Here is a 23279-nt window from a genome sequence, read left to right as displayed (position 1 = left end):
TGCAACAGCTTTTTATAATTTCTTTTGTCTTGAAATCGAAGATTCGACGGAGTCAAACAAAAGAAACAAAAGTTCAAGACCTGGATCTCTACGCTAAAAATAAATCCTGTTCTCTAAAAATTCTAAACTTGCGCGAAGTCTTTATTTCTTAATCGGTTCTAATTGTGTCTCGCGCTTCGGACAAAAGAATTTTCTTAACGTTCACAGCATTTATTTTTTTGACGCTCCTATCTCCTATGTCGTTTATAAAAGATTCGGCCTCACAAAGTGAGGCCGAATCTTTTTATTTTTTAAGCAAATTAGAACTGCATTTCCGGAATTTCTCCTTCAATAATCAGATCTGCTTCTGTCGCGTTGATAATATCTTCCACTGAGACACCCGGGGCTCTTTCCACCAGTTTGAATCCTGCCGGAGTTACATCCAGAACAGCTAACTCAGTAACCACTTTTTCACACAGTTTACTCCTGTTAAAGGAAGTGTACATTTTTAAGGATTTTACTTTCTCCTGCTTTATTCACGTGCATCATTGCAACAATAATATTTTCAGCAGAAGCTACAAGATCCATGGCGCCTCCCATTCCTTTCACCATTTTTCCGGGAATTTTCCAGTTGGCAATATCTCCGTTCTCTGAAACTTCCATAGCACCAAGGATGGTAAGGTCAACTTTCTGACCGCGGATCATCCCGAAACTGAATGCAGAATCAAAAAATGAACCTCCTTCTAAAATAGTAATAGTCTGCTTTCCGGCATTGATGATATCAGCATCTTCTTCTCCTTCGAAAGGGAAAGGCCCCATCCCCAGAACTCCGTTTTCACTCTGGAATTCTACGGAAATACCTTCCGGAACATAGTTGGCAACCAAAGTAGGAATCCCAATTCCCAGGTTTACATAATAACGATCTTTCAGTTCTTTTGAAATTCTTTTGGCAATTTGTTCTTTTGTAAGCATAATAAAAACTTAGACTGCAATTTAATTATTTTCACTTGAATACAAAAGTCCTTTGTTGTATTCAACAATTAACACTGTTAGTTAAAATAATATCTGTAATTTTGCTTCATTATTTTAACAGAATGAAAATACTTTTTAGATATCTTAAACCTTATCAGTGGCTGATTATCATTTCTTTGTTTTTGGCTACTGTCAATCAGGTTTTTCTTTATTTGCCCCGGCTATTACAGGAAATATCCTGGATCAGCTGGTTACCCATCCTAACTTTTTTGATAAAGAAAAACTGCTTCCCAGAACCCTGAATGAGTATTTATACGGAAGCCCTGAATACCATGGTGCTTTTTATTTCCTGGGACTTCTGATCGGGACGGCTATGGTGAGCAGAATTGCCAAAGCTTTTCAGGATTATGTGGTAAGTGTAATTACACAAAAATTCGGAGCAAAAATATTTACAGATGGTTTAAAACATTCTATGGCGCTGCCTTATCAGGAGTTTGAAGATCAGAGAAGTGGAGAAACTCTTTCAATTTTAACGAAAGTAAGAGAGGATACCGTAAAATTCATTACGAATTTCATCAATATTTTCTTTGGAATTCTGGTCAGTATTATTTTCGTGTCCGTATATGCAATCCGTTTACATTGGTCTATTATGCCGGTGTATATCTGCGGGATTTTCTTTATTGCCATTGTTACGAATTTACTGAGCAAAAGAATAAAAGTAATCCAGAAAAATATTGTTACTGAAACCACAGCGCTGGCCGGAAGTACTACAGAAAGCTTGAGAAACATTGAGATTGTTAAAAGTTTAGGATTAACCAGCCAGGAAGTAATCCGTTTAAACAACAATACCTATAAAATCCTTGGCCTTGAACTGAGAAAGGTAAAAAGCATCCGTTCTTTGAGTTTTATCCAGGGAACAATGGTCAATTTTCTTCAGCAGATGATTACCCTTACCTTATTGTATCTGATTTTTAAAAATATTGTGACTCCGGGTCAGTATCTGTCTCTGATGTTTTATGGCTTTTTTATTTTCGGGCCTATGCAGGAAATAGGAAATATTATTATTTCTTACCGTGAAGCAGAAGCTTCTCTTCAGAATTTTGACCGTTTGATGAAAAAGGAAGTGGAAGAAAAACCGCTTCACCCAAAACAGATCGGTGCCATTGAAGAACTGGAGTTCAAACATGTTTCTTTCAAACATCAGTCTGCTCAGTATAAAGCTCTGAATAATATTTCCTTTGATGTCAAAAACGGAGAAACCATTGCTTTTGTAGGACCAAGCGGTTCCGGGAAAAGCACACTCGTCAAATTACTGGTTGGGCTATACAGACCTCAGGAAGGAAATATTTTTTATAATGGAATTAATGGAAAAGAATTTGATTTTGATGAGCTGAGAAATCAGATTGGCTTTGTCACTCAGGATACTCAGTTATTTGCAGGAACCATTAAAGAAAACCTTCTCTTTGTTAATCCTTCGGCTACTGATGAGGAGCTGGCAATTGCTTTACAGAAATCAAGCTGTACTGCATTGCTGGAAAGAGCAGAAAAGGGTATTGAAACCATTATCGGCGAAGGTGGTCTGAAGCTGAGTGGCGGTGAAAAGCAGAGAATTGCTATCGCAAGGGCTCTTTTGAGAAAACCTCACCTGCTGATCTTTGATGAAGCTACTTCTGCGCTTGACAGTATCACCGAAGAAGAAATCACCACTACGATAAAAGACATTTCAAAAGAGAAAGAACAGATTACTGTTCTTATTGCCCACCGTTTAAGTACGATTATGCATGCAGACAAAATCTATGTTCTTGAACGCGGACAGATTGTAGAAACGGGTTCTCATGCGAATCTCATTGACGAAAAAGGACTCTACTACGCCATGTGGAGGCAACAGATCGGAGAAGAAAAACACTTACTCCCCAGGCATAAAAAAAGCGCTGAAATTGTTTTCAGCGCTTTTTATTTTATTATTTAAGCTTATTCTTTAGGTCTTACTGTTCTCTGTTCAATTCTTTTTTCAAATTTTTCTCCCTGGAAAATTCGCTGAACCATAATTCCCGGAATGTGAATTTCATTGGGATCTAATTGTCCCGGTTCTACCAGCTCTTCTACTTCAGCAATAGTAATCTTTGCAGCACCTGCCATCGGATGGTTGAAGTTTCTTGCAGAACCTTTGAAAATAAGGTTTCCGGCATGATCTCCTTTCCATGCTTTTACGATAGAAAAGTCTGCATCATAAGCGTGTTCTAAGATATGAGGTTTTCCTTTGAATTCTTTTACTTCTTTCCCTTCTGCTACTTCAGTTCCGTAGCCTGCAGGCGTGTAAAAAGCAGGAATTCCCGCCTGAGCAGCCCTGCATTTTTCAGCTAAAGTTCCCTGCGGCGTAAGTTCTACATCCAGCTCCCCGGAAAGCATCTGTCTTTCAAATTCAGCATTTTCTCCTACATAAGAAGAGATCATTTTCTTAATCTGCCTTTTGTGAAGCAGTAATCCTAATCCGAAATCATCTACTCCCGCATTGTTTGAAATACAGGTCAGATCTTTCACATCGCTTTCTACCAAAGCATTGATTGAGTTTTCAGGGATACCGCAAAGTCCGAATCCACCAAGCATCAGTGTCATTCCATCTTTAATTCCTTCGATGGCCTCCTTTGCATTTTTTACTCTTTTATCTATCATGAAATATTAGATTTTTCTGTTGGCTAAATTTAATAAATTTTCCTGTATATCTGATGAATAGAAAAGCCTTTGAAATTTCACACTGTTTTCCCAAATTATAAAGCCATAAAAATCAAACCCTTACCTATAAAAACGAACAGATCTGTTCGTTTTTTGTGGATTTTTCATCTATATGATTTATCTTTGAGGCTTTAAATTCAGAAACACAGCTTATTTGTTGTTTTCAGAGATCATTTTTTAAACACAATTTTAATGTAGAAATTATTTTATGACAGGCTACTATTGCCTTTTCACTTCTTGTGATCTATCTATACATAGATCTTCTTATATCAATCATTGCATTAATCATATACAATATTAAGCTTACATAAAAACATGAAAAAATTATTTACCTCAGCATTACTTGCACTGGTACTTAGCATCAATGTATGCGCACAGGAGAAAACTTATTTCGATGAAAACTGGGAAAAAACCACTCAGGATAAAATGGAATATTACCGTGAAACAACTTCAAAAGGAAAACTAACCTTTATCAAGGATTTCTATAAGGATGGGAAACTTCAGATGGAAGGTCTTGCTTCGGATCCTACCCCAACAGTGAAGTCTTTGAGGGAAAAGTGACCTGGTATACCCCTGAAGGAAAAGTATCAAATTTTGCCACTTATTCCAAAGGTCAGCAGATAGGTCCTGCCCAGACATATGATGTTAAAGGCAGACTGACAGAAGATGTTGTATATAAAGCTGACGGGACTTTTTCAGGAAAAATGTTCAGCTATAAAGATGCTGAAGAAGGGGTTGACTTTAATATCCTGGTCGATTATGAAAACTCCATACCTGTCAAAACAACGGTTTATGATGATGACATTAAAGGCATCAGAAGTGAAACCATTACCGGTAAGGATTATAATACTGAAACGAAATATTACGGAGAAAAGGGTAAATATCTGGGAAGCGGCACCAGCGGTCCGGGCGAAAATATGGTGGTTGATTATTATTCCAACCCGATGAGGATTTCCAGAATAGAGAAATACAGTAAGGACGGCAGCGTAAAGGAAGGTGTATCCTATAGCAAAAGCGGAAAAGTTTTACAGGAGCAGAAAATGAATAAGAAAGACGGCTATAAAACCACTTATGATGAGTCAGGTAAAAAAATAGGACATCTTGTATATCAGTATGATAAGGAAAACGATATTTATAGCCCTATGAATGGTGAAGATTACCAGATTTCTTATTCACAGATTTCATCGATAGATATTTATGAAAAAGGCTCGATTGTGACCAGTAAGATTTTTGATGAAAACGGAAAATTATCCTATGAAAAGTTTTAAAAGATGATATCACCCAGGAAATTAAATATTATGCTCCTGACGGAACTTTGAAATCAACCTTAACCTATAAAGATGGTATTCCTTATAATGGTACAGCTTATGAGGGTTTTAATGAAACAGTTTATAAGAACGGTGTTATTTCGAATATCAAAAACTTTTTCGAAGATCATACACTGAATTATGAAAAAAAGCTGAATGCTAAACAAACAAGCTATGAAACAACTGTGTATGACAGAAAAGGTACTGTTTTGTATACTTTTTCACAACCTGTCAGTGAAGACGGAGAAGATTATTCCTTCACCGCACAAGTTACACAATATGTAAAAGGGAAGCCTGCCAATAAGTCTTCTGTAAAAGCAGGTGTTATTCAATCCGGAAAAATCAGACTGAAAACATTGGATGGCGCCAAAGAACTTGAACGTAACGGAAAATGGGTTCTTTTAAGACTTTATAATACGGATGGAAAGCTTATTCAGGAAACGAAGACGCTGGCCGATGCTCAGGATGAAAATGCCTCTGCTGAAAACCAGACGCTGTTAAGTGAGGATGATCTGTACTATCAGTTTGACTAATTATCACAACTCTAATATCAAAGCGGTTTCAATTTTTGGAATCGCTTTTTTTATTTGGGCACAGATTTTCAAAGATATTTCCGGTTAGATGTACCTTATTTTTAAGATTTTTAAAAACTTATGTGAACTTATTCTCTGTAAGAATATCTTCTTAATTAGCTTAGGTGTTCAAACCTTTTGTGACTCTTGTGGTTTGTTTTTTGCCCGCAGATTACACAGATTTTCACAGATGATTATGGGAAATTGTACTTTTTATATCAATAAAAAGAGACTATCATTTCTGACAGTCTCTTGGCTATGATTGTGTTTTAGTTTACCTTACTGAATAATCAGTTTTAAAGTAAATAGTTTTCTTCCATGCACTTTTACAAAATAAACACCTGCAGGGAGATTTTCGTTCACCAGAGAAAAACGCTGGTTATTGATATTTTTTGATACGTAAAGCAGCTCTCCTGAAGCTGAAACCAATTCGATTTTCTCAATCGGGTAGTCACTTTTAATAAAAGTAGGCTGTCCCGGTTTGGTTGGATTTGGATACAAGACTACATTTTTCTCTGTGCTTCTGGTTTCTTCAGTTCCCAACGTTGGTGAAGCTACCTGGAACTGTACCCTGTTTGAAACTTCTGTATAGGAATCATTGGTAAACATCACCATGTAGTAATTCCCCGGAGTTGCAAGGTACTGCTGTTCCCTGGATGGTTTTGTTCCCTGAGTCACTCCGTCAAAATAAGTATACGAAACAAAATTATCGTCCGGTGTCTGAACACTTTGAGGATAGATTCCCAACCAGTCTTTAATGATTCCCGGAGAATCCGTCCAGGAAGCGGTAATATTTTCACCTAAAGTATAAACAGGTTTGTTGATCCAAAGATCTGTAACGATATCCCCTACTTTAAAGAATACCTTTTCCCCGATTCCGTTATATCCGTCTTCCAGTAAATACTGAGCATAATAATATCCTTTTGGAAGCCCTGTAAAATTAAGAGTTCCGGATGCTGTTGTTACATAACTCCATTTGATAGACGCTGTCGTTCCCGGAGTCTGTCCCATTTTATAAATTCCGATCCAGTCTTTCTGTAAGTTGGGACCGTTTGTAAAATTAATCGTAACAGTTCCTCCTACCGGATAAGTATCAGCGGTAGCCTGCAGCTGCACTTTCGGTCCTACATAGAAATTTTTCCTTGGGGTGATTTCCGTATATCCGTTGTTGGCAAAAAAACCTGCAAAATACTGGCCTTTATTAGGAAGACCATTATTGAAAGTTACGGTTCCTGCAGTCTGTCCATTCGTATAAATATATCCTTGTGAAGTGGTTGTTGCGGAGTTTGTCCTTTCTTATAAATTCCTACCCAGTCCTGCTGATTTCCGGGGCCTCCTGTGAAAGTAGCTGTGATGGCTTCATTCTGAGCATATTCTGTTTTGTCTAAAGTAAAAGTCGGGTTTGACACCACACTCCCTGTAATTTCGAACTGCTTCACATCACTCCAGTCGCTCCATTCAAGGTTTCGGTCTCTGTAACGTGTTTTTACGTAATAAATTCCATTCGGAATAGAATTCGCTGCCAATGTTGCTTTAGTGATGTCTACTCCATCATTCAGGTTTTTGGTTTTATCCGGAGTTCCGTTTCCGTCTTTTCCGAACCAGTTTTCAAAATCACGGTAAAATTCTTTTTCAATTACAGAAAAATTCGAAGCTTTACTGATCAGGAACTGAGTTGTATTCAACAGTTCTCCGCTGGAAGAAGAAAATGCACTTCCATTCAAGGTTAAAGGTAAAGTAATCGGACCTGAAAAATTGTTTGTAATAGTTGGTTTCGCCGGCTTAGGCTGATTTTTATACCTGTGGAAAGAATCTACCAGCACATTGTTTTTCTTATTGTACACCCCACCGATAGAATAGCATTCAACATCAACCTTTCCGGTTGGGACATCTACTTCCACAATCTGGTACGTCCAGTCTGTAAGGGTTTTCTGAACATCATCAAAATCCTGCTCATTAGACATTCCCCAGTACTGATCCCAGGCTGTTCCTCCGGAAATAATCTGATAATTCGGGGTATTTTTAAGCTGACCTCTGTGGTATAAATGATGGTGAGCTCCAACGTGCATCAGATATTTATTGGAAGTTACCAGAAGCGGTACCGCATTTTCTCTCACCCATGTGGAGATGTCTCCTACATACTGCTCAGCCTGATAAGGTCTGTGGCTTAAAGAAATAATCCAGTCTACAGTCGGATCATCATTAGCTGCCGTTAAGACCTGCTGAAGCCAGGTCTGCTGTGCTGATCCTGTATGTTCGGAACTTAAACTTACAAATAAAACATTCCCGGCCTGCTGGGCATAGTAGTTCTCATTACCGGAACTGATATTCTTATATTTGATTTCGTCAATATAAAAGTGGGCATAATAAGAATTCATTCCTAAAGTACCGTAGGTTTCATGATTTCCTACCGTTGTCTGAATAGGCAGATACGGAGATAGCTTGATATTCTTTTTAAAGTGAACATTCTCATAGTGATCCAGTGTTCCCACATCCACCTGATCTCCCACCATAAAGGTAAGGGCAATATTATCTGAAGGATCTGAAGCAGCCCCGAATTTTTCCTTTAATTTTTTATAAGCATTCAATGTAAGCGTATCATATCTTGGTTCTGCTTTGATCTGGTTGTCACCCATGATAAGGAAACGGATCTTCCCATTGGCCGTTGCAGCCTGTCCCGGCAGGGGAAGTGTTCTGAAATTATAAACAGCAGACTCACTGGTTCCTGTTTTTATCTTATAATAATACTTTGTATTAGGCTGCAGATTGGTAATCTTTGCCGTGTGATAATAGTAGTTGTTGTTGTATCCCGTATCTGAAAAAATATTGGTGGTTCCGGTTACCGTCACGTTCAGATTGGATGGAGAATCTCCATAGATTACTGTTGTTTCATTATTGGAAGAAGTTTTCCAATTGACGATCATAGAATTCGGAGTGGGATTTTGTAAATAAGGAAACAAAACCTGCCCGAAAGCCATCTGGACCGCGAAACAAAAAAGAAGAAATAATGTTTCATAATCGTTTTCGTTTTAAAATAACATATAGAATTTCGAATTGTAAATCAGTCATTTAAAAATCCCTGTTCAGATTTTCATTTCGGGCAAAAGTAGAGTTCATATATAAACTCTGGCTGATGGTATTTTAAAGAAACCGTTAAATTTTGAACAAAATCAGGAAGAAAAAATTATAGTTTTTAGCACATAAATTATTTGGCATATTTGAAAACTATTTTGTACATTTGCAACCTGTTATTCAACCTCTGACGAAAAACGTGTAAGTTGCTTAGCTTTAACATTTTATTTATTAATAATGGATTTATTAAAGTACGTACAAGACAAGTACATCGCGAAAAAAGAATTCCCTGAATTCAAAGCAGGTGATACAATTACTGTGTATTACGAAATTAAAGAAGGACAAAAGACAAGAACTCAGTTCTTCAAAGGAACAGTTATCCAATTGAGAGGTACTGGTTCTACAAAAACTTTCACGATCAGAAAAATGAGTGGTGATGTAGGTGTAGAAAGAGTATTCCCTATCAACATGCCTGCACTTCAGAAGATTGAAGTTGACAGAAGAGGTAGAGTTAGAAGAGCTAGAATTTACTACTTCAGAGACCTTAGAGGTAAAAAAGCAAGAATCAAAGACGCTGCTTACAAGAAGAAATAATTCAGACAACAATAAATGCAAAAAGAGGCTGTTACCTATAAACAGTCTCTTTTTTTGTTGAAGTATTCCCTTATTTTTTATATGGAGTTCCGCTCCCTGTTTCCAGAAACTTTTTTAAACTCCCAAGGAATTGCTGCCACCCGCCGGAACAGATTTCATAGCATTCAATATCCGGATTCAGGCCGATATGGGTAAGCTTTACCTTGGTGATATTATTATTCTGTTCAATTTCCCAGACAATTGTTGTTCCTATCCATTCCGTCTGATTTTTTAATTCAGGAAGCGCAATCAGTGAATCTTCTACCAACCAGACAATTTCTGCATTGTCCGTTAATTTTTTTATCTGCATTGTTTTGTGAATCTGATCTCCGAATCTTATGGTAAAGACGCTGCCCACCTGTGAAGATGATCCTTCAAACATTTCAGTCCACCAGAGAGGAATTTCGTGGGTCAGAGCATGAAATACTTTATCTGCTGTAGTATTGACCTCCATTATATGGGTGTAATTCTCAACGCTATTTGTATTGATTGTTTTCATAAAATTATTGTATTAGGTACTACAATTTTATGTAAATTATTCTGAATCAGACTTTTCATAAGACAAGAAATATACAGAACATTAAAGATGCAAAACATCAATTACTCATTCTTCATAAGATACTGCAAAGGCGTTGTTCCTGTATATTTTTTGAAAAAATCTATAAAAGCACTGTCTGATGAGAAGTCTAAAATATGTGACACCTCTCCTATTGAGTTGCTTTCTGCCAAAAGTTCAATCGATCGCTGAAGCCGCCATTGCTGTCTCCAATCCTGATAAGACAGTCCGGTTTCTTTTTTAAAAATGCGGCTGATAGTTTTTCTACAGCTCCGGTTTTTTTGCAAGATCTTTCAGCATTGGCGGTACAGACTGCCGTAACGTCCATTCTTCAGCAACTTTTGCAAAACGTTTATCCTTCGGCATTTTAAGTTCCAGTTTTTCTTCCGGAGCTTTACTCATTTCATCCCAGAATACTTTTAAAAGGTTAGCCTGATCATTACCAAGATCCGACCATTCCCAAAAACAAATCCTTTCAATAATCTCCTTTAACAAAGAGTTTACATGAAGAACCTTCAGATCAGGCTTCATATATTTCCTGGAGTAGCTTACGTCAAAATAGATTGACCTGTAGGCTACAATATTCCTGAAATTCACCCGGTGAACTTCATGGGCAGGAATCCAAAGCATCCTGAACGGAGGAAGTATCAATTGCCTGTCAGAGGTAGTCACTGTCATACAGCCAGCCGGTGCATACAGCAACTGGGCTTTTGTTGTATGAAAATGAAATCCGGAATCATGCATTACCATATCAGAAGCTATGCCGACTACTTGTTCATGAATTGAGTCTGCATTAAAGTCTTCATTCTGTTTCAGTACAGCCATGTCCTATTTTTGATATTTTTTGTTTTTATATCATTATAAATATACATTGATTTTTTGGAAACTTTGCAGGAAAAAATGAAAAAGACAAATCCAATCTGGCTCCTGACTCTACTTGTTATGCTTCCACAGTTTGCAGAAACTATTTACAGTCCCGTTTTGCCGATGGTACAAAACCATTTTGGAATCAATGAAGAATCAGCTACTCTGACCATCAGCTTATATTTTATAGCATTTGCATTGGGAGTTGCATTTTGGGGAGTTCAATGCGACAGGATCGGAAGAAAAAATCCTTGGAATACGGTCTTATCACCTATGGGGCAGGCACCCTGGCAGCTATTTTCGCTCCTGATTTTATCACTCTTCTGGGCGCCAGAATCATTTCCGCATTCGGAATTGCTGTGGGTTCTATTGCAACCCAGACCATTTTAAGGGATACTTTTGACAAAGACAATATCAGCAAAGTATTTTCCTGGATCGGAATCGGTTTGTCTATCAGTCCGGTAATAGGAATGGTTACCGGTTCAATACTGGCCTCCTTCGGCGGACATCAGGGCATATTTATTACATTGTGTATTTTGGGTATACTTTTTTTACTACTTTCCAGGCAGAAGATTTCTGAAACTCATCGCTCAAAGAAATCCATCAATATAAAGACTTTAATCAATTTACTGAAACGGATGCTTCGTGATCAGAGCATCGTTAAATGCTGTTTACTGATCATGAGTTTTAATGTCCTGCTGTTTTCATATTATTCACTGGCTCCGTTTATATTTAAAGAAAATCATTATTCTTCTTATACTTTCGGATACAGCAGCATCATTCTGGCTGGAGGCACATTCGCCGGAGCAAAGCTCAACCGGTTTCTGCTGCTGAAAAATATACAACCTGACTATTTAGTGAAAGTGAGTACATTTTCAGCATTCATTGCTTCGGTATTTGTATGGATTCTTATCAATACAGGAATCTGTTTTTTAATCCCTTACTTTCTTATTGTGATGGCATTCAGCATTGCCATTCCGAATATTCTGAGTACCGCACTAATTAATTACAAAAATGAAACAGGAACTGCAGGAGCTTTATTAGGGTTGATTTATTATATATTGATAGGTTCAGGACTGATAAGTATTGGGTTTATACAAAATCTGGGAATTTCGTGTGTCTTGTTTTCAGGAATTGGAGTTTGTACTTTATTATTTTTTAAGAACAAATAAATTAATCTATTGTATAAAATTATACAGTGCTTCAAAAAATTTCGGATATACTTCTATATGAGGAAGATGCCCAACATTATCGATTTCCACAAGCTTTGAACCTGCAATTTCACGTTGGGTTTTCTTTCCCAGTTCCTGATACTGTCCCATTTTAGGTTGAAGTTCTTTAGGGGCTCTGTCCTTTCCTATCGCGGTTCTGTCTCTCGTACCAATAATAAGCAATGTAGGAACTTTGATATTTTTAAACTCGTAGCATACCGGCTGGTTGTAGATCATATCCGAAGTAAGCGCTGCATCCCAGGCCACCTGAGGATAATCTTTATGAAGAGTCCATCCTGCAATTAAGTCAAGCCAGGGTTGGTATTCTTCTTTCCATTTGTTATCATAATAGAATTTCAGCTGATAATTTTTATAGGTTTCCGCTGTGTTTTTAAGCTCAGACTGGTAGGCCTTATCAATGGTCTGGTAGGCTGCGAAAGCTTTATAATCTTCGAGTCCTATCGGATTTTCGAGAATCAGTTTCTGCACTTTATCGGGATACAGTAACGTAAATCTGGTTGCCACCATTCCTCCCATTGAATGCCCAAGCACTATTGTTTTATCAATTTTTAATTCATCCAGAACCGCTTTGGTATTTTCTGCCAGCTGTGAAAAGGAAAACTGGTAAGCATGAGGTTTTGAAGACTTTCCAAATCCTATCTGATCCGGAATGATTACCGGAATCCCCTATCAGAAAGGTCTTTCGCAGTTCTTTCCCAATATGCTCCGTTAAAATTTTTCCCATGAAGAAGCATGATTACTTTTCCATTTGGTCTTTGTGGCTTTACATCCATATAAGCCATTTTCAGATCTTCTCCCTGGGACTTTAAATTAAGAAAATGTACTTCATAGGGATATTGATAATCAGATAACATTGCATCCAAAGGCCTTACCTGTGAAAACATAAAACCGGACACCGTTACTGTGAAAACGGCTATTATATTTCTGAAATATTTCATGAAGCTTTATTTTAAAGACTAAAATTAAAAAAAACCGCTCCAACGGGAACGGTTTCAACTGTTATTTTTAGTTAAATATTTTTAAGATACTTCTGCCATTGAAACTTCTTTTTCTTTTTCGAAGGTAAATTCATCAAAACAATAGCAAAAAGAATCAGGGCAATTCCTACCCATTGGATGAAAAATACTTTTTCTCCCAATAAAACAAAAGCCATCGTTACAGAAACCGGAAGCTCAAGTGACGAAACAATACTTCCCAATCCTAATCCTGCATTCGGGAAACCGATATTGAATAAAACCGGTGGAATGATCGTCCCAAACAAAGCCAGAACAAAACCGTATGTCAGGAAAATTGAATAGTTGAACGGATGAATATGCTCTGTATTATCTGTAAAATTTAAGTATAATGATTTCAAGCCATCAAAATACATCGGCCCTATCTGAGCAAAGAATAAAAATGCAAAAACCACTACAGAACCTCCTGCCAGCATGATGATACTCTTTCTAAAAACCGGAAGATGGGTGGCCAGCGTATTGGAAGTAAACATCGTTAAGGTATATGAAGCAGCTGCCATCAATCCCCAGAAGACGCCATGCCAGTCCAGTTCTATTTCCATATTAATAAGATTGGTTGCCAGAACGGTTCCGAGCAATACAATAATCACAGAAACTACTTTTCTTGCATTAGGAAGTTTCCGGGTAAGGATACTTTCAACTACCACACTGAACCAAACCGACTGCATCAGCAATACAATAGCAATGGAAACATTGATGTATTGAACCGCAATATAATAGAACAGACTCGTTCCTCCCAGGGAAGTTCCTGCAAGCAGCAGCATTCTGACTTCTTTAGAACTTGGCGTCGATAATTTCTGTTTTGAGGTTAAGGTTTGAATAAAATTAAGGATCAGAAGTCCCGTCAAACCTAATACGAACTGGGAAGTAGTAACTTCTGAGGTTGTAAAACCATCATGGTAAGCCATTTTCACAAAAGTGGCCAACATACCGTATATACTAGCTCCAATCCCTACAAATAAAACGCCTTTTAGTATATTTTTCTTCTTCATAATTTTTTTAACAGCCTGCAAAGGTACGATATAAAAATTAAATGATATTGAAGTGCTTTGGTAATGGATAAATAAAATCGCCACAAGCTAGCTTGTGGCGATTCTGAAATGAATTATAAAAGTAAATTATTTTTTAACCATTACTTTCGAAGCTGCTTCGAAACCAAGCCCTTTTATTTTAACCATATAAGTCCCGTTGACAAGATTGCTTGTAGAGATTGCTTTCTTGGCATCCGGTGAAATCTTATCTTCTGAAGAAACCAACTTACCAGACATGTCATAAAGCTCTACACTCACTTTTCCAAGGGTATTGCTTGGGAAGTTAATATAAAACTCGTCTTTAGCAGGGTTTGGATAGATAGAGATATTCTTATTCTTATCAGCATTCACTTCATTGGTAGCCAGTAAACATTCTTCCGGTACATTGAAGTCCTGAACCTGATCATTGATATTATTTTTAACTCCTGCAGATGCATTCACTCCCAGACCTCTTCTTGCAAAAACTCCCCAGATCATACACTTATCCTGTCCCTGGGTAGTAGCTAATTCTGCAGCCAGTATTGCATTTCTTCCATCAATAAAGCTTGGATTACATCCCTGTAATTTCAGAGCATCTGTTACCAGCTGTAAAACTTTTGTACTTCCATTAGGAGTTGTTGATAATACATCTGAAGAATAGCCATATTTCTCAACATATTTCCAGTGAAGATCCCATAACATTGTTGCCCATACAAAACCAATAGAGTGTACATCCGGAACGATTGCTGATCCGTTATTGTATTCCATTCCGTTGGTATTTCCATAGGTAAATCCGTTAACGGCAAGATTTGTTGAATATTTTGCCGGTCTGATACCGGCACCTGTTATCGCCTGCCCCAGTGCATAAGTACCTGTACCTCGCGCTACAGTGGCATTGTCACCTGCTTTATTAGTCAACATCAGAGCAAAGAAATCAGACCAGCCTTCTCCCATTTGTTCTTTACTAATATTAGCATTCAGACATGCATATCCTGCACCTGTCATTCTGTTTGATATTCCGTGGCCGTATTCATGGGTTACAATTCCGTTATCAAAGCTGCCATCCGGCGTCATATTTCCTTTTAGGGTAACATTTACAGTTGTACTTGCTGCAAGCTGAGTTTTGATGTATTCTCCTTCTGTATTGGTTATCAATACTGAAGGAATGGTAATTGTAGGATCATTCCCTGCCATATTTCCTATAGTAGAGCCATTCGCAACATTATTATACACAATAGCTGCTTTAGCTCCGGCATCCTGAAGGTTTTTTACTTTAATTGCAAAAGCACATGTTCCTCTTTCAACCAGTCCTATTTTATCAGTCAGTGAACTTGCCGGCAAAGCTGTGCAGCCATCCAACACTGGTGAAAGCGCTACATCTCCGGTTATCCCGTTCATAGGCAACGGATTTCCAAATTGCGCAGTTCCGGCTCCCGGCGTACGGGCAACAGCTGCAGTAGGAGCATTATAATAAAATATTCTTCCTACCGGAGACCAAAGGTACATCTGCATCTTTCCATTGTAACCGTCCTGTGGTGAAGAGAAATTTGCGTTATTCAAGCCGCTTCCATCTTGTGCTTCTGCATATACAGAATCATCATCTCCTCCTACAGGCCCACTACCAAAATTGTTCTGCTGGAAATTTCTCGCAGATTCTGTAAATCCGAATTTGTAGAAAATATCGTGAATCCTGTTATTCAGATAAAATAAGTTGGTAATAGCAGCATTTCTGTTGTTTAATGGCGTTTCATTAATATTAAAAGGGAAATCAAAATTCCTCGCAGCTCCTCCGTCTGCCGGAGTTCCTGTAAGATAATCAGGAGCTGTTAAAGCTGTTCCTGCTGCATCTTCATAAGCAAAAACGTTATTTCCTCTCGTAATGGTATAATGATTGGTTCCGTCAGAATGCCATCCTTCAGGAGAAGCACTCAGAATCCATGGGTTGGTGATGACGGATCTGGAACCAAAAGTAGGCGCTTCAATAGGCAATGGAAATACATTGTATGATGCATTATCCGGTAAAAGTAATGGAATGTTATTCTCTGCTAAATTATTTTGAGGTCCCGTTAATGTATTTTCAAAATGATCAGCATGGCTGTACTCTGAATCTGAACTATAAGCATCATGATGGAAATTACATGACAATGTCAGGTTATTTTTTAACAGAATGTTTCCATTGTTGGCATCTACTAAAATGTTCCAGTAATTGAGAGTCTTTGGCTCCATTAAGGTATATTCATACGCAAGACGAAGGTTACCATTTTCATCATTCGTATAAACCAGCCTTTGGTTGGCTGAAGCAGCTCTTTTCTGCGTCTTTTCAAGGTATCCAAGAATGGTAAAATCAGCAATAGCAGGGTTCTTCAGTTCTTCAGCAATCTTTTGAAGCGCTGTAGTTTTATTAATAGCAACTGTACCTGATGTAGCGGTAGTATAATCTTTTACAAAATTATCTGTGTAATAAACAATTTTATTATCCTTAATTAATGCAGTTCCTACAGAGCTGTATATAGGTAAGCCATTATAGGTCTGTAAAAATTTTATAACGTTTCCGTTCAGTGATTTTGAAGGATCTACATTATCAACAATGAAATTATTAAGGTCAGACTTTTTATATTCCCTTATGTTGTTTTGAGAAATATAATCTTTAATTAGTTTTTCATTATCCTGTCCGGATAATATTGCCGGAAATACAGAAAATACTGCAAATAAAAGAGGTAAAGCTTTGTTTTTCATATCCATTATTAAAGGCGCTAATCTACAAATAATTCACACAAGTTTAATATTTTTTATCAAAAATTAAAATATAACGAAATACATATATAGAACAGAATATTAAAATTATTTTACATATTTGTCAATCAACAGAAAAGTATAATATATTTAGATTTATTAGGTTTTGTTTCGAGACTTTTTAAATACTTTTGATTTAAATATTTCCGTCAGCTAAATCATTTTATTAATAAATTTTTATTGTGTATACCAATTAACTTTTAATATTTTACTTGAAGAAACTCGCTATTTAATATTTTAAATATTCTGCTGTTCTTCATGACATAGATTCACAAAAAAAGCCGCTCAAATGAGCGGCTCCATATTTATATCAATGGTTCAAAGATTATTTACCTTCTTCCATTTTTCTTTTCAACTCTGCTAATGCATCGATGTCTCCAAGAGTAGATCTTTCTTCGTTGTTAGAAGAAGAAGTTACGTTTCTAGAAGAAGCTTCTTTTACGTTTTTCTTCTCTTCGTCTCTGAAGATACCTGTGTGAGATACTACTACTCTCTTGAATTCTTTGTTGAATTCGATTACTTTAAACTGAGCTTCTTCACCTTTTTTGATTTTAGATCCATCTTCTTTCTCTAATAATCTTGAAGGGCAGAATGCTTCTACTTCAGCATCTTCGAATTGAACAGAAGCTCCTTTATCGTGAACTTCTACAGCTTTACCAGCGTGGATAGTTCCTTCAGCATATTTAGTTTCGAATTTATCCCATGGGTTTTCAGTCAATTGCTTGTGACCTAGAGATAATCTTCTAGCCTGAATATCTAATTCAAGAACTACAACGTCTAATTTATCACCTACTGCGCAGAACTCAGATGGGTGCTTGATTTTCTTAGTCCAAGAAAGATCAGAGATGTAGATTAATCCGTCGATACCTTCTTCCAACTCTACGAATACACCAAAGTTAGTGAAGTTTCTTACAGTTCCTACATGCTGAGATCCTACAGGATACTTAGCTTCGATGTTTTCCCATGGATCTTTAGACAATTGCTTGATACCAAGAGAAATTTTTCTTTCTTCTCTATCTAAAGTTAATACTTCAGCTTCTACTTCATCACCTACTTTTACGAAATCTCCGGCAGATCTTAAGTGAGTAGACCAAGACATTTCAGAAACGTGGATTAATCCTTCAACACCTGGAGCGATTTCTACGAATGCACCATAGTCAGCAAGAACTACTACTTTTCCTTTTACTTTGTCACCTACTTTCAGGTCAGCAGAAAGAGCATCCCAAGGATGAGCTTCTAATTGCTTCATACCTAATTGGATTCTTGTTTTCTCATCATCGAAATCAAGGATTACAACTTTTACAGTCTGTCCGTCCTCAAGGATTTCAGATGGGTGGTTCACTCTAGACCAAGAAAGGTCTGTAATGTGGATCAATCCATCTACACCACCTAAGTCGATGAATACACCGTAAGAAGTGATATTCTTAACAGTACCTTCAAGAACTTGTCCTTTTTCAAGTTGAGCGATGATTTCTTTTTTCTGACCTTCGATATCTGCTTCGATCAATGCTTTGTGAGATACAACTACGTTTTTGAACTCAGGGTTGATTTTCACAACTTTGAACTCCATAGTTTTTCCTACGAACTGATCGTAATCTTTAATTGGCTTAACGTCAATTTGAGAACCAGGTAAGAATGCTTCGATTCCGTGAACGTCAACGATCATACCTCCTTTAGTTCTTGATTTAACAAAACCGTTAACGATTTCACCAGTTTCGTGAAGTTCGTTTACTTTATCCCAAGCTTTAAGCGTTCTTGCTTTTCTGTGAGATAATTGTAACTGACCAGTTTTGTCTTCTCTTTTGTCAACCATTACTTCTACCTCGTCACCTACTTTAAGGCCTTGGTTGTAACGGAATTCGTTAAGAGAGATAACACCTTCAGATTTGAAGTTGATGTCAACGATAGCTTCTTTATCAGTTAATCTTACAACTTTACCAATTAGAACGTCATTATCGTCTAAGTTGTTTAAAGATCCGTTGTAGATTTCTTCTAAATCGCTTTTCTCTTTTCTAGCATCAGCATCAAGACCAGATTCGAAAGAATCCCAGTCAAATTGTTCAGGTGCTACGTTTTGGTTTAATAATAATTCAGCTGAATTTGTCTCTTTTGACATAATTCTAAAAAAATTTGTATTCCTTCTCTTTCAACGGTCTTAATCAATGTGATTGAAAAATACGGAAGTTATTAATATTTAATATTTTACTTTCTCAGACCTTTACCACAAAAAGTGGGTGCAAAGATAAGAATTTTATTTAAGATAAGCAACAGGTTATATAATCTTTAAAGTTCATATAACTCAATGATAATCAGATATCACCTTATCCTTTTCCATAAAACAGTACAACGGATTCTGGAGATTCTTCACTGCCCTGCATTCAGAAAGACAGCAACATCAAACTATAACTGATCATCATCTCAAACCTCCCATTCACAACCCTCAAACCCTCAAACCCTCCTACTCTCAGACTCTAAGACTCTCCCACTCTGAACTTTCAAACTCCAAAATTCACTACCTTTGCACTATGGAACTACAATCAATCTATCAGAAACTGCAGATTCAGGATATGAATCAGATGCAGAAATCTACTTATAAAGCGTCTGAAAATAATACGGATATTGTTTTACTCTCTCCTACAGGATCCGGAAAAACCCTTGCTTTTTATTTCCTGTTCTCAGAAATCTGAAAAAAACGTGCAGGGCGTTCAGGCATTGATATTGGTTCCGGCAAGAGAACTTGCCCTGCAGATTGAACAGGTTTTTAAAGCGATGGGAACAGATTTTAAAGTTTCTGTTTGCTATGGCGGACATGATAAGAAAATTGAGGTTAATAATCTGATTGAAGCTCCGGCTGTATTGATCGGGACCCCGGGAAGAGTTGTTTATCATTTAAGAAATAACAATTTTGATCCGAAAACCATCAAAACACTGGTTCTTGATGAATTTGACAAAGCACTGGAACTGGGCTTTCATGATGACATGGAATTTATTTGTAATTCTTTAAAAGGTCTTTCACAGAGAATTCTGACGTCTGCAACAACTATGGATGAAATTCCTGCTTTTACAGGATTGAAAGATGAAAAAGTAATCAGCTTCCTGAAAGAAAATGATATAAAACCGGATCTCCAACTGAGAAAGGTGATGACGATTCCAGAGGAAAAACTGGATACGCTTTTCAACCTGGTTTGTAAAATCGGAAACAGAAGAACCCTGATCTTCTGCAATCACCGTGATGCTGTAGACCGTATTTCAGAACTTCTTCACCAGATGGGAATAGACAGGGAAACCTTCCATGGCGGTATGGAACAGGATGAAAGAGAACGTGCCCTGCTGAAATTCAGAAATGATTCCGCAAGGATTCTTATTACAACAGACCTGGCTGCCCGCGGCCTTGATATTCCTGAAGTAGAATCTATTGTTCATTACCAGCTGCCTCCGAAAGAAGATGCCTTCATCCACCGAAACGGACGTACTGCAAGAATGAATGCCAAAGGTTTTGTCTATCTGATCATGACTGAAGAGGAAAACTTCCCGTTCATTAAAAATAACACCCCCGAAGAAAGTGTTGCCGGATTTACTAAAGTTCCACAAAAAACACCTTTCCAAACGGTATACATCAGTGCAGGCAAAAAGGATAAAGTAAACAAAGTGGATATTGTAGGTTATTTACTGAAGAAAGGCGAATTACAGAAAGAGGATGTGGGAATTATTGAAGTAAAGGATACTACGTCCTATGTTGCCGTTTCCAGAAATAAAGTAAATGCACTTTTGAGAAAGCTTCAGAACGAAAAACTGAAAGGAAAGAAAGTGAAAATGGAGATTGCTTATTAAGTTTTCTGCTCAACACTTCTATTGTCATTTGTCATTGCGAACGAAGTGAAGCAATCTCAATATTTAATGAAAAGAGATTGCTTCGTCGCCATACTTTCCGCAAAAATTATTTTATTCCTCTTACTCTCAGAGGGAAAGTATAAACAGACTTAGAGGCAGTAATGAAAAGAATATCATTATTTTTTCCGCCGAAAGTGACATTGGAAGTCCAGTCTTCAGGAATCGGAATATGATAGATCTTCTTCCCGGAGCTGTTGAAAACATGAACTCCGTTTCCGGTTAAATATAAATTTCCATGTTTATCCATAGTCATTCCATCTGAGCCCATTTCGCAGAACAGTTTTTCTCAGACAGTTTTCCTTCCCCTAAAATATCATACACATAGGTCTTCCCGGCATCAATATCAGAAATGTATAATTTCTTTAATTTTTCACTTCCAACAATTCCATTGGGCTGTGTGAATGTTTCCAGCTTTGTAACTTTTCCTGTTTTATCCCTGTAATAAAGGCTTTTATGAGGCAGTTCCTGTTTGAAATCTATCCAATAATCCCTTTTGTATAAAGGATCTGTAAAATACATTCCTCCAAATTCATCATTCCACACATCATTGGGACCATTCAGTCTTTTTCCTTCAAAGCCTTTAAGCAGAACTTCCACTTTTTTATCTTTGGAAATCTTCCAGATCTCTCCCTGGTCGTCTGAACAGGTGATCAGATACCCGTCTTTGTCAAAATGAGTCCCGTTGGCTCTTCCTGTTTTATCAAGAAATTCTATTACCTGATTACTTTTCCAGTCCCAATAATAGATCTTATCATTAGGCTGATCCGTAAAGTAAACATTTCCATCCTTATCTGCAGATGGCCCTTCTGTGAAACTGAACTTGTCTGAAACCTTTTCCGGCTGTACTCCTTCATAAAACATTTTACTATAATTTACTGATTGACAGTTTACCAATGCGAAAACCAAACCAATCATACCTATTTTAAAGATATTCTTCATGCTTCATTTTTAAACCCGCAATTTACAATATCAATAATAGCTTTCAAAATATTTTCTCTTTCCGATACAATAAAAAAACAAATTTAAAAATGTCCCAATTGTACTATTTTTTAAGTAGATCATATTAGCAGCAAAAAGATATAATCCGGAGCTTTGCAGTAGCAGGATCAATCATTTTTTCATGGAAGTGAATTTGAAAAATAAGATCGGTCAGGATGAAAATTGTACCAAAATACTTTTATAGCATACAACAATGAGCGCAGAGTCCAACAATATCAAGTCTTTGGAAATTGAAAATAAAGATTTCAGAAATTCCGTAGGAACCATGGATGAAACCGGAAAAAGGAAGTGGGTTTTTCCCCGGAAGCCTAAAGGTAAGTACACGAACTACAGGAATTACACGAGCTATCTTCTTCTTGCTTTATTTTTCGGATTGCCGTTTGTAAAGATCAATAACAATCCTTTTCTGCTTATCAATGTTATCGACAGGAAATTCTTTATTCTCGGCCAGCCTTTTTATCTGCAGGATTTTTTTATCCTTGCTTTGGGGGCAGTAACTTCTGTGATTTTTGTAATGCTGTTTACCGTAGTTTTCGGGAGAATATTCTGCGGCTGGCTGTGTCCGCAGACCCTTTTCATGGAAATGGTTTTCCGGAAAATCGAGTATTGGATTGAAGGAGACCGGAATAAACAGATGAAGCTCGACAGACAGGAATGGGATGCAGAAAAAATACGGAAAAGACTGACTAAATGGTCTGTATTTCTCCTGATTTCACTGATCATTTCCCACTTCATGTTCATGTACATTGTCGGATATGAAGAGGTCTTCCGTATTATGAATGAGGGACCTGCAGAACATTCACTGAAGTTTATGGCTATGATATTCTTTACCATGACTTTCTATTTTGTCTTTGCATGGCTTCGTGAACAGGTCTGTACATTGGTTTGTCCTTACGGAAGACTTCAGGGCGTATTGATTGACAAGCAGACCATTAATGTATATTATGATTTTAAAAGAGGTGAAGGCCGCGCAAAATGGAGAAATAATGAAGACAGGAAAGCTGCGGGGAAAGGAGATTGTATTGACTGTAACCAATGCGTTGTGGTCTGCCCTACGGGAATTGATATCCGAAACGGCCAGCAGCTGGAATGCGTGAACTGTACGGCATGTATTGATGCGTGCGATGAAGTAATGGAAAAAGTAGGCTTGCCTAAAGGCTTGGTACGCTATGCTACGGAAGCAGAAATTGAAAACCGCGATAAATTCAGATTTACTCCGAGAATGAAAGCTACCACTGTAATTCTTGCCCTGCTAATCGGATTTCTTGGATTTTTAATGTACGACCGTGGTTCTATGGAAGCCAAGTTCATTAAACCGGCGGGTTCTACCTTTTTCGTTAAAAATGGTAAAATCACCAACACCTTTATTTATACTCTTCTGAATAAATCTAATGAGAAGAAAACCCTTACCATTAAAGTTATCACTCCGGCAAATGCGGAAATCACTTATTTTGGTTCTGAAAAGATCATATTGAAAGGAGACCAGATCCTGAAAGGTAACATCAACATTTCTTTCCCTGAAGAGGAAATTAAGTTCTCAAAACAAAATATGGTCATCGGTGTTTTTGATGAAAAAGGGAAACTTGTGGATTCATTTGAGACAACTTTTGAAGGACCGTTTAAGTTGGCACTTTAGGTTGCAGATGGCAGGAG

Annotated in this window: 19 protein-coding genes and 3 pseudogenes; 9 read left to right on the top strand and 13 right to left on the bottom strand. The window is 37.3% G+C overall.

The window, feature by feature from the left end:
• Window positions 1–299: 299 nt before the first annotated feature.
• Window positions 300–951: pseudogene (locus OWR28_RS26400) on the bottom strand (CoA transferase subunit B).
• A gap of 157 nt (window positions 952–1108) precedes the next feature.
• Between OWR28_RS26400 and OWR28_RS26395 the strand changes: the two are divergent.
• Window positions 1109–2920: an ABC transporter ATP-binding protein gene (locus OWR28_RS26395; protein WP_332389167.1), complete on the top strand. Its 1812-nt coding sequence runs from the start codon at window positions 1109–1111 to the stop codon at window positions 2918–2920.
• A gap of 2 nt (window positions 2921–2922) precedes the next feature.
• Here OWR28_RS26395 and OWR28_RS26390 read toward each other — a convergent pair whose 3' ends face one another.
• Complete coding sequence (locus tag OWR28_RS26390) at window positions 2923–3624, bottom strand: CoA transferase subunit A (protein WP_002980643.1); 702 nt, start codon at window positions 3622–3624, stop codon at window positions 2923–2925.
• A 375-nt stretch (window positions 3625–3999) separates the two neighbouring features.
• Between OWR28_RS26390 and OWR28_RS26385 the strand changes: the two genes are divergently transcribed.
• The 3 genes from OWR28_RS26385 to OWR28_RS26375 are packed head-to-tail and all read left to right on the top strand — an operon-like array spanning window position 4000 to window position 5524.
• Window positions 4000–4245, top strand: a complete 246-nt coding sequence (locus OWR28_RS26385) for a hypothetical protein (RefSeq protein WP_332389166.1) — start codon at window positions 4000–4002, stop codon at window positions 4243–4245.
• On the top strand, window positions 4242–4952 hold the full coding sequence (locus tag OWR28_RS26380) for a hypothetical protein (protein WP_332389165.1): 711 nt from the start codon (window positions 4242–4244) through the stop codon (window positions 4950–4952). Before OWR28_RS26385 ends, OWR28_RS26380 begins: the two co-directional genes overlap by 4 nt.
• Before the next feature lie 47 nt (window positions 4953–4999).
• A complete protein-coding gene (locus tag OWR28_RS26375; RefSeq protein WP_332389164.1) occupies window positions 5000–5524 on the top strand; it encodes a hypothetical protein in 525 nt (174 codons plus the stop codon).
• A 318-nt stretch (window positions 5525–5842) separates the two neighbouring features.
• Here the strand turns inward: OWR28_RS26375 and OWR28_RS26370 are convergent, their stop codons facing one another.
• Both OWR28_RS26370 and OWR28_RS26365 read right to left on the bottom strand, forming a co-directional pair.
• The gene (locus OWR28_RS26370) at window positions 5843–6679 is read right to left on the bottom strand and encodes a T9SS type A sorting domain-containing protein (RefSeq protein ID WP_332389163.1); all 837 of its coding nucleotides are present in this window, start codon (window positions 6677–6679) and stop codon (window positions 5843–5845) included.
• A gap of 107 nt (window positions 6680–6786) precedes the next feature.
• Window positions 6787–8541 (bottom strand): metallophosphoesterase family protein, encoded by a 1755-nt coding sequence (locus OWR28_RS26365; RefSeq protein WP_332389162.1) that lies wholly within the window; start codon window positions 8539–8541, stop codon window positions 6787–6789.
• Between the two features lie 331 nt (window positions 8542–8872).
• Between OWR28_RS26365 and rplS the strand changes: the two genes are divergently transcribed.
• Window positions 8873–9229, top strand: coding sequence for a 50S ribosomal protein L19 (gene rplS / locus OWR28_RS26360; RefSeq protein ID WP_002980648.1), 357 nt, complete (start codon window positions 8873–8875; stop codon window positions 9227–9229).
• Between the two features lie 70 nt (window positions 9230–9299).
• On the opposite strand, the gene OWR28_RS26355 is transcribed toward rplS, so the two are convergent.
• From OWR28_RS26355 to OWR28_RS26345, 3 genes are all read right to left on the bottom strand, one after another.
• The gene (locus OWR28_RS26355) at window positions 9300–9767 is read right to left on the bottom strand and encodes an SRPBCC domain-containing protein (RefSeq protein WP_332389161.1); all 468 of its coding nucleotides are present in this window, start codon (window positions 9765–9767) and stop codon (window positions 9300–9302) included.
• 101 nt (window positions 9768–9868) lie between these two features.
• Window positions 9869–10111: a helix-turn-helix domain-containing protein gene (locus tag OWR28_RS26350; protein WP_332389160.1), complete on the bottom strand. Its 243-nt coding sequence runs from the start codon at window positions 10109–10111 to the stop codon at window positions 9869–9871.
• The gene (locus tag OWR28_RS26345) at window positions 10089–10649 is read right to left on the bottom strand and encodes an AraC family ligand binding domain-containing protein (RefSeq protein ID WP_332389159.1); all 561 of its coding nucleotides are present in this window, start codon (window positions 10647–10649) and stop codon (window positions 10089–10091) included. The genes OWR28_RS26350 and OWR28_RS26345 overlap by 23 nt, the downstream gene beginning before the upstream one ends.
• 75 nt (window positions 10650–10724) lie before the next feature.
• On the opposite strand from OWR28_RS26345, the pseudogene OWR28_RS26335 reads away from it, so the two are divergent.
• Window positions 10725–11860 (top strand): annotated as a pseudogene (locus OWR28_RS26335) (multidrug effflux MFS transporter).
• 6 nt (window positions 11861–11866) lie between these two features.
• Here the strand turns inward: OWR28_RS26335 and OWR28_RS26330 are convergent.
• From OWR28_RS26330 to rpsA, 4 genes and pseudogenes are all read right to left on the bottom strand, one after another.
• Window positions 11867–12858: pseudogene (locus OWR28_RS26330) on the bottom strand (alpha/beta fold hydrolase).
• A gap of 71 nt (window positions 12859–12929) precedes the next feature.
• Window positions 12930–13925, bottom strand: coding sequence for a DMT family transporter (locus OWR28_RS26325; RefSeq protein WP_332389157.1), 996 nt, complete (start codon window positions 13923–13925; stop codon window positions 12930–12932).
• Between the two features lie 126 nt (window positions 13926–14051).
• Window positions 14052–16679 (bottom strand): T9SS-dependent M36 family metallopeptidase, encoded by a 2628-nt coding sequence (locus OWR28_RS26320; RefSeq protein WP_332389156.1) that lies wholly within the window; start codon window positions 16677–16679, stop codon window positions 14052–14054.
• A 382-nt stretch (window positions 16680–17061) separates the two neighbouring features.
• Entirely contained in the window at window positions 17062–18852 is a 1791-nt protein-coding gene (gene rpsA / locus OWR28_RS26315) for a 30S ribosomal protein S1 (RefSeq protein WP_002980663.1), read from the bottom strand.
• 409 nt (window positions 18853–19261) lie between these two features.
• Between rpsA and OWR28_RS26310 the strand changes: the two genes are divergently transcribed.
• Together OWR28_RS26310 and OWR28_RS26305 are read left to right on the top strand one after the other, a co-directional pair.
• The gene (locus OWR28_RS26310; protein ID WP_332389155.1) at window positions 19262–19423 is read left to right on the top strand and encodes a hypothetical protein; all 162 of its coding nucleotides are present in this window, start codon (window positions 19262–19264) and stop codon (window positions 19421–19423) included.
• Between the two features lie 7 nt (window positions 19424–19430).
• Entirely contained in the window at window positions 19431–20567 is a 1137-nt protein-coding gene (locus OWR28_RS26305; protein WP_332389154.1) for a helicase-related protein, read from the top strand.
• A gap of 106 nt (window positions 20568–20673) precedes the next feature.
• On the opposite strand, the gene OWR28_RS26300 is transcribed toward OWR28_RS26305, so the two are convergent.
• Together OWR28_RS26300 and OWR28_RS26295 are read right to left on the bottom strand one after the other, a co-directional pair.
• Window positions 20674–20874 carry an SMP-30/gluconolactonase/LRE family protein gene (locus OWR28_RS26300; RefSeq protein ID WP_332389153.1) on the bottom strand — a complete coding sequence of 67 codons (201 nt, stop codon included), beginning with the start codon at window positions 20872–20874 and terminating at the stop codon, window positions 20674–20676.
• Between the two features lie 2 nt (window positions 20875–20876).
• Complete coding sequence (locus OWR28_RS26295; protein ID WP_332389152.1) at window positions 20877–21566, bottom strand: SMP-30/gluconolactonase/LRE family protein; 690 nt, start codon at window positions 21564–21566, stop codon at window positions 20877–20879.
• A 253-nt stretch (window positions 21567–21819) separates the two neighbouring features.
• Here OWR28_RS26295 and ccoG point away from each other — a divergent pair, with 253 nt between their 5' ends.
• The gene (gene ccoG, locus OWR28_RS26290) at window positions 21820–23262 is read left to right on the top strand and encodes a cytochrome c oxidase accessory protein CcoG (RefSeq protein WP_332389151.1); all 1443 of its coding nucleotides are present in this window, start codon (window positions 21820–21822) and stop codon (window positions 23260–23262) included.
• The last annotated feature ends 17 nt before the right edge of the window (window positions 23263–23279 follow it).

This window comes from Chryseobacterium sp. 1B4 (genome assembly GCF_036631475.1).
Classification (GTDB): Bacteria; Bacteroidota; Bacteroidia; order Flavobacteriales; family Weeksellaceae; genus Chryseobacterium.
This window is presented reverse-complemented; position numbering and strand designations above follow the sequence as displayed.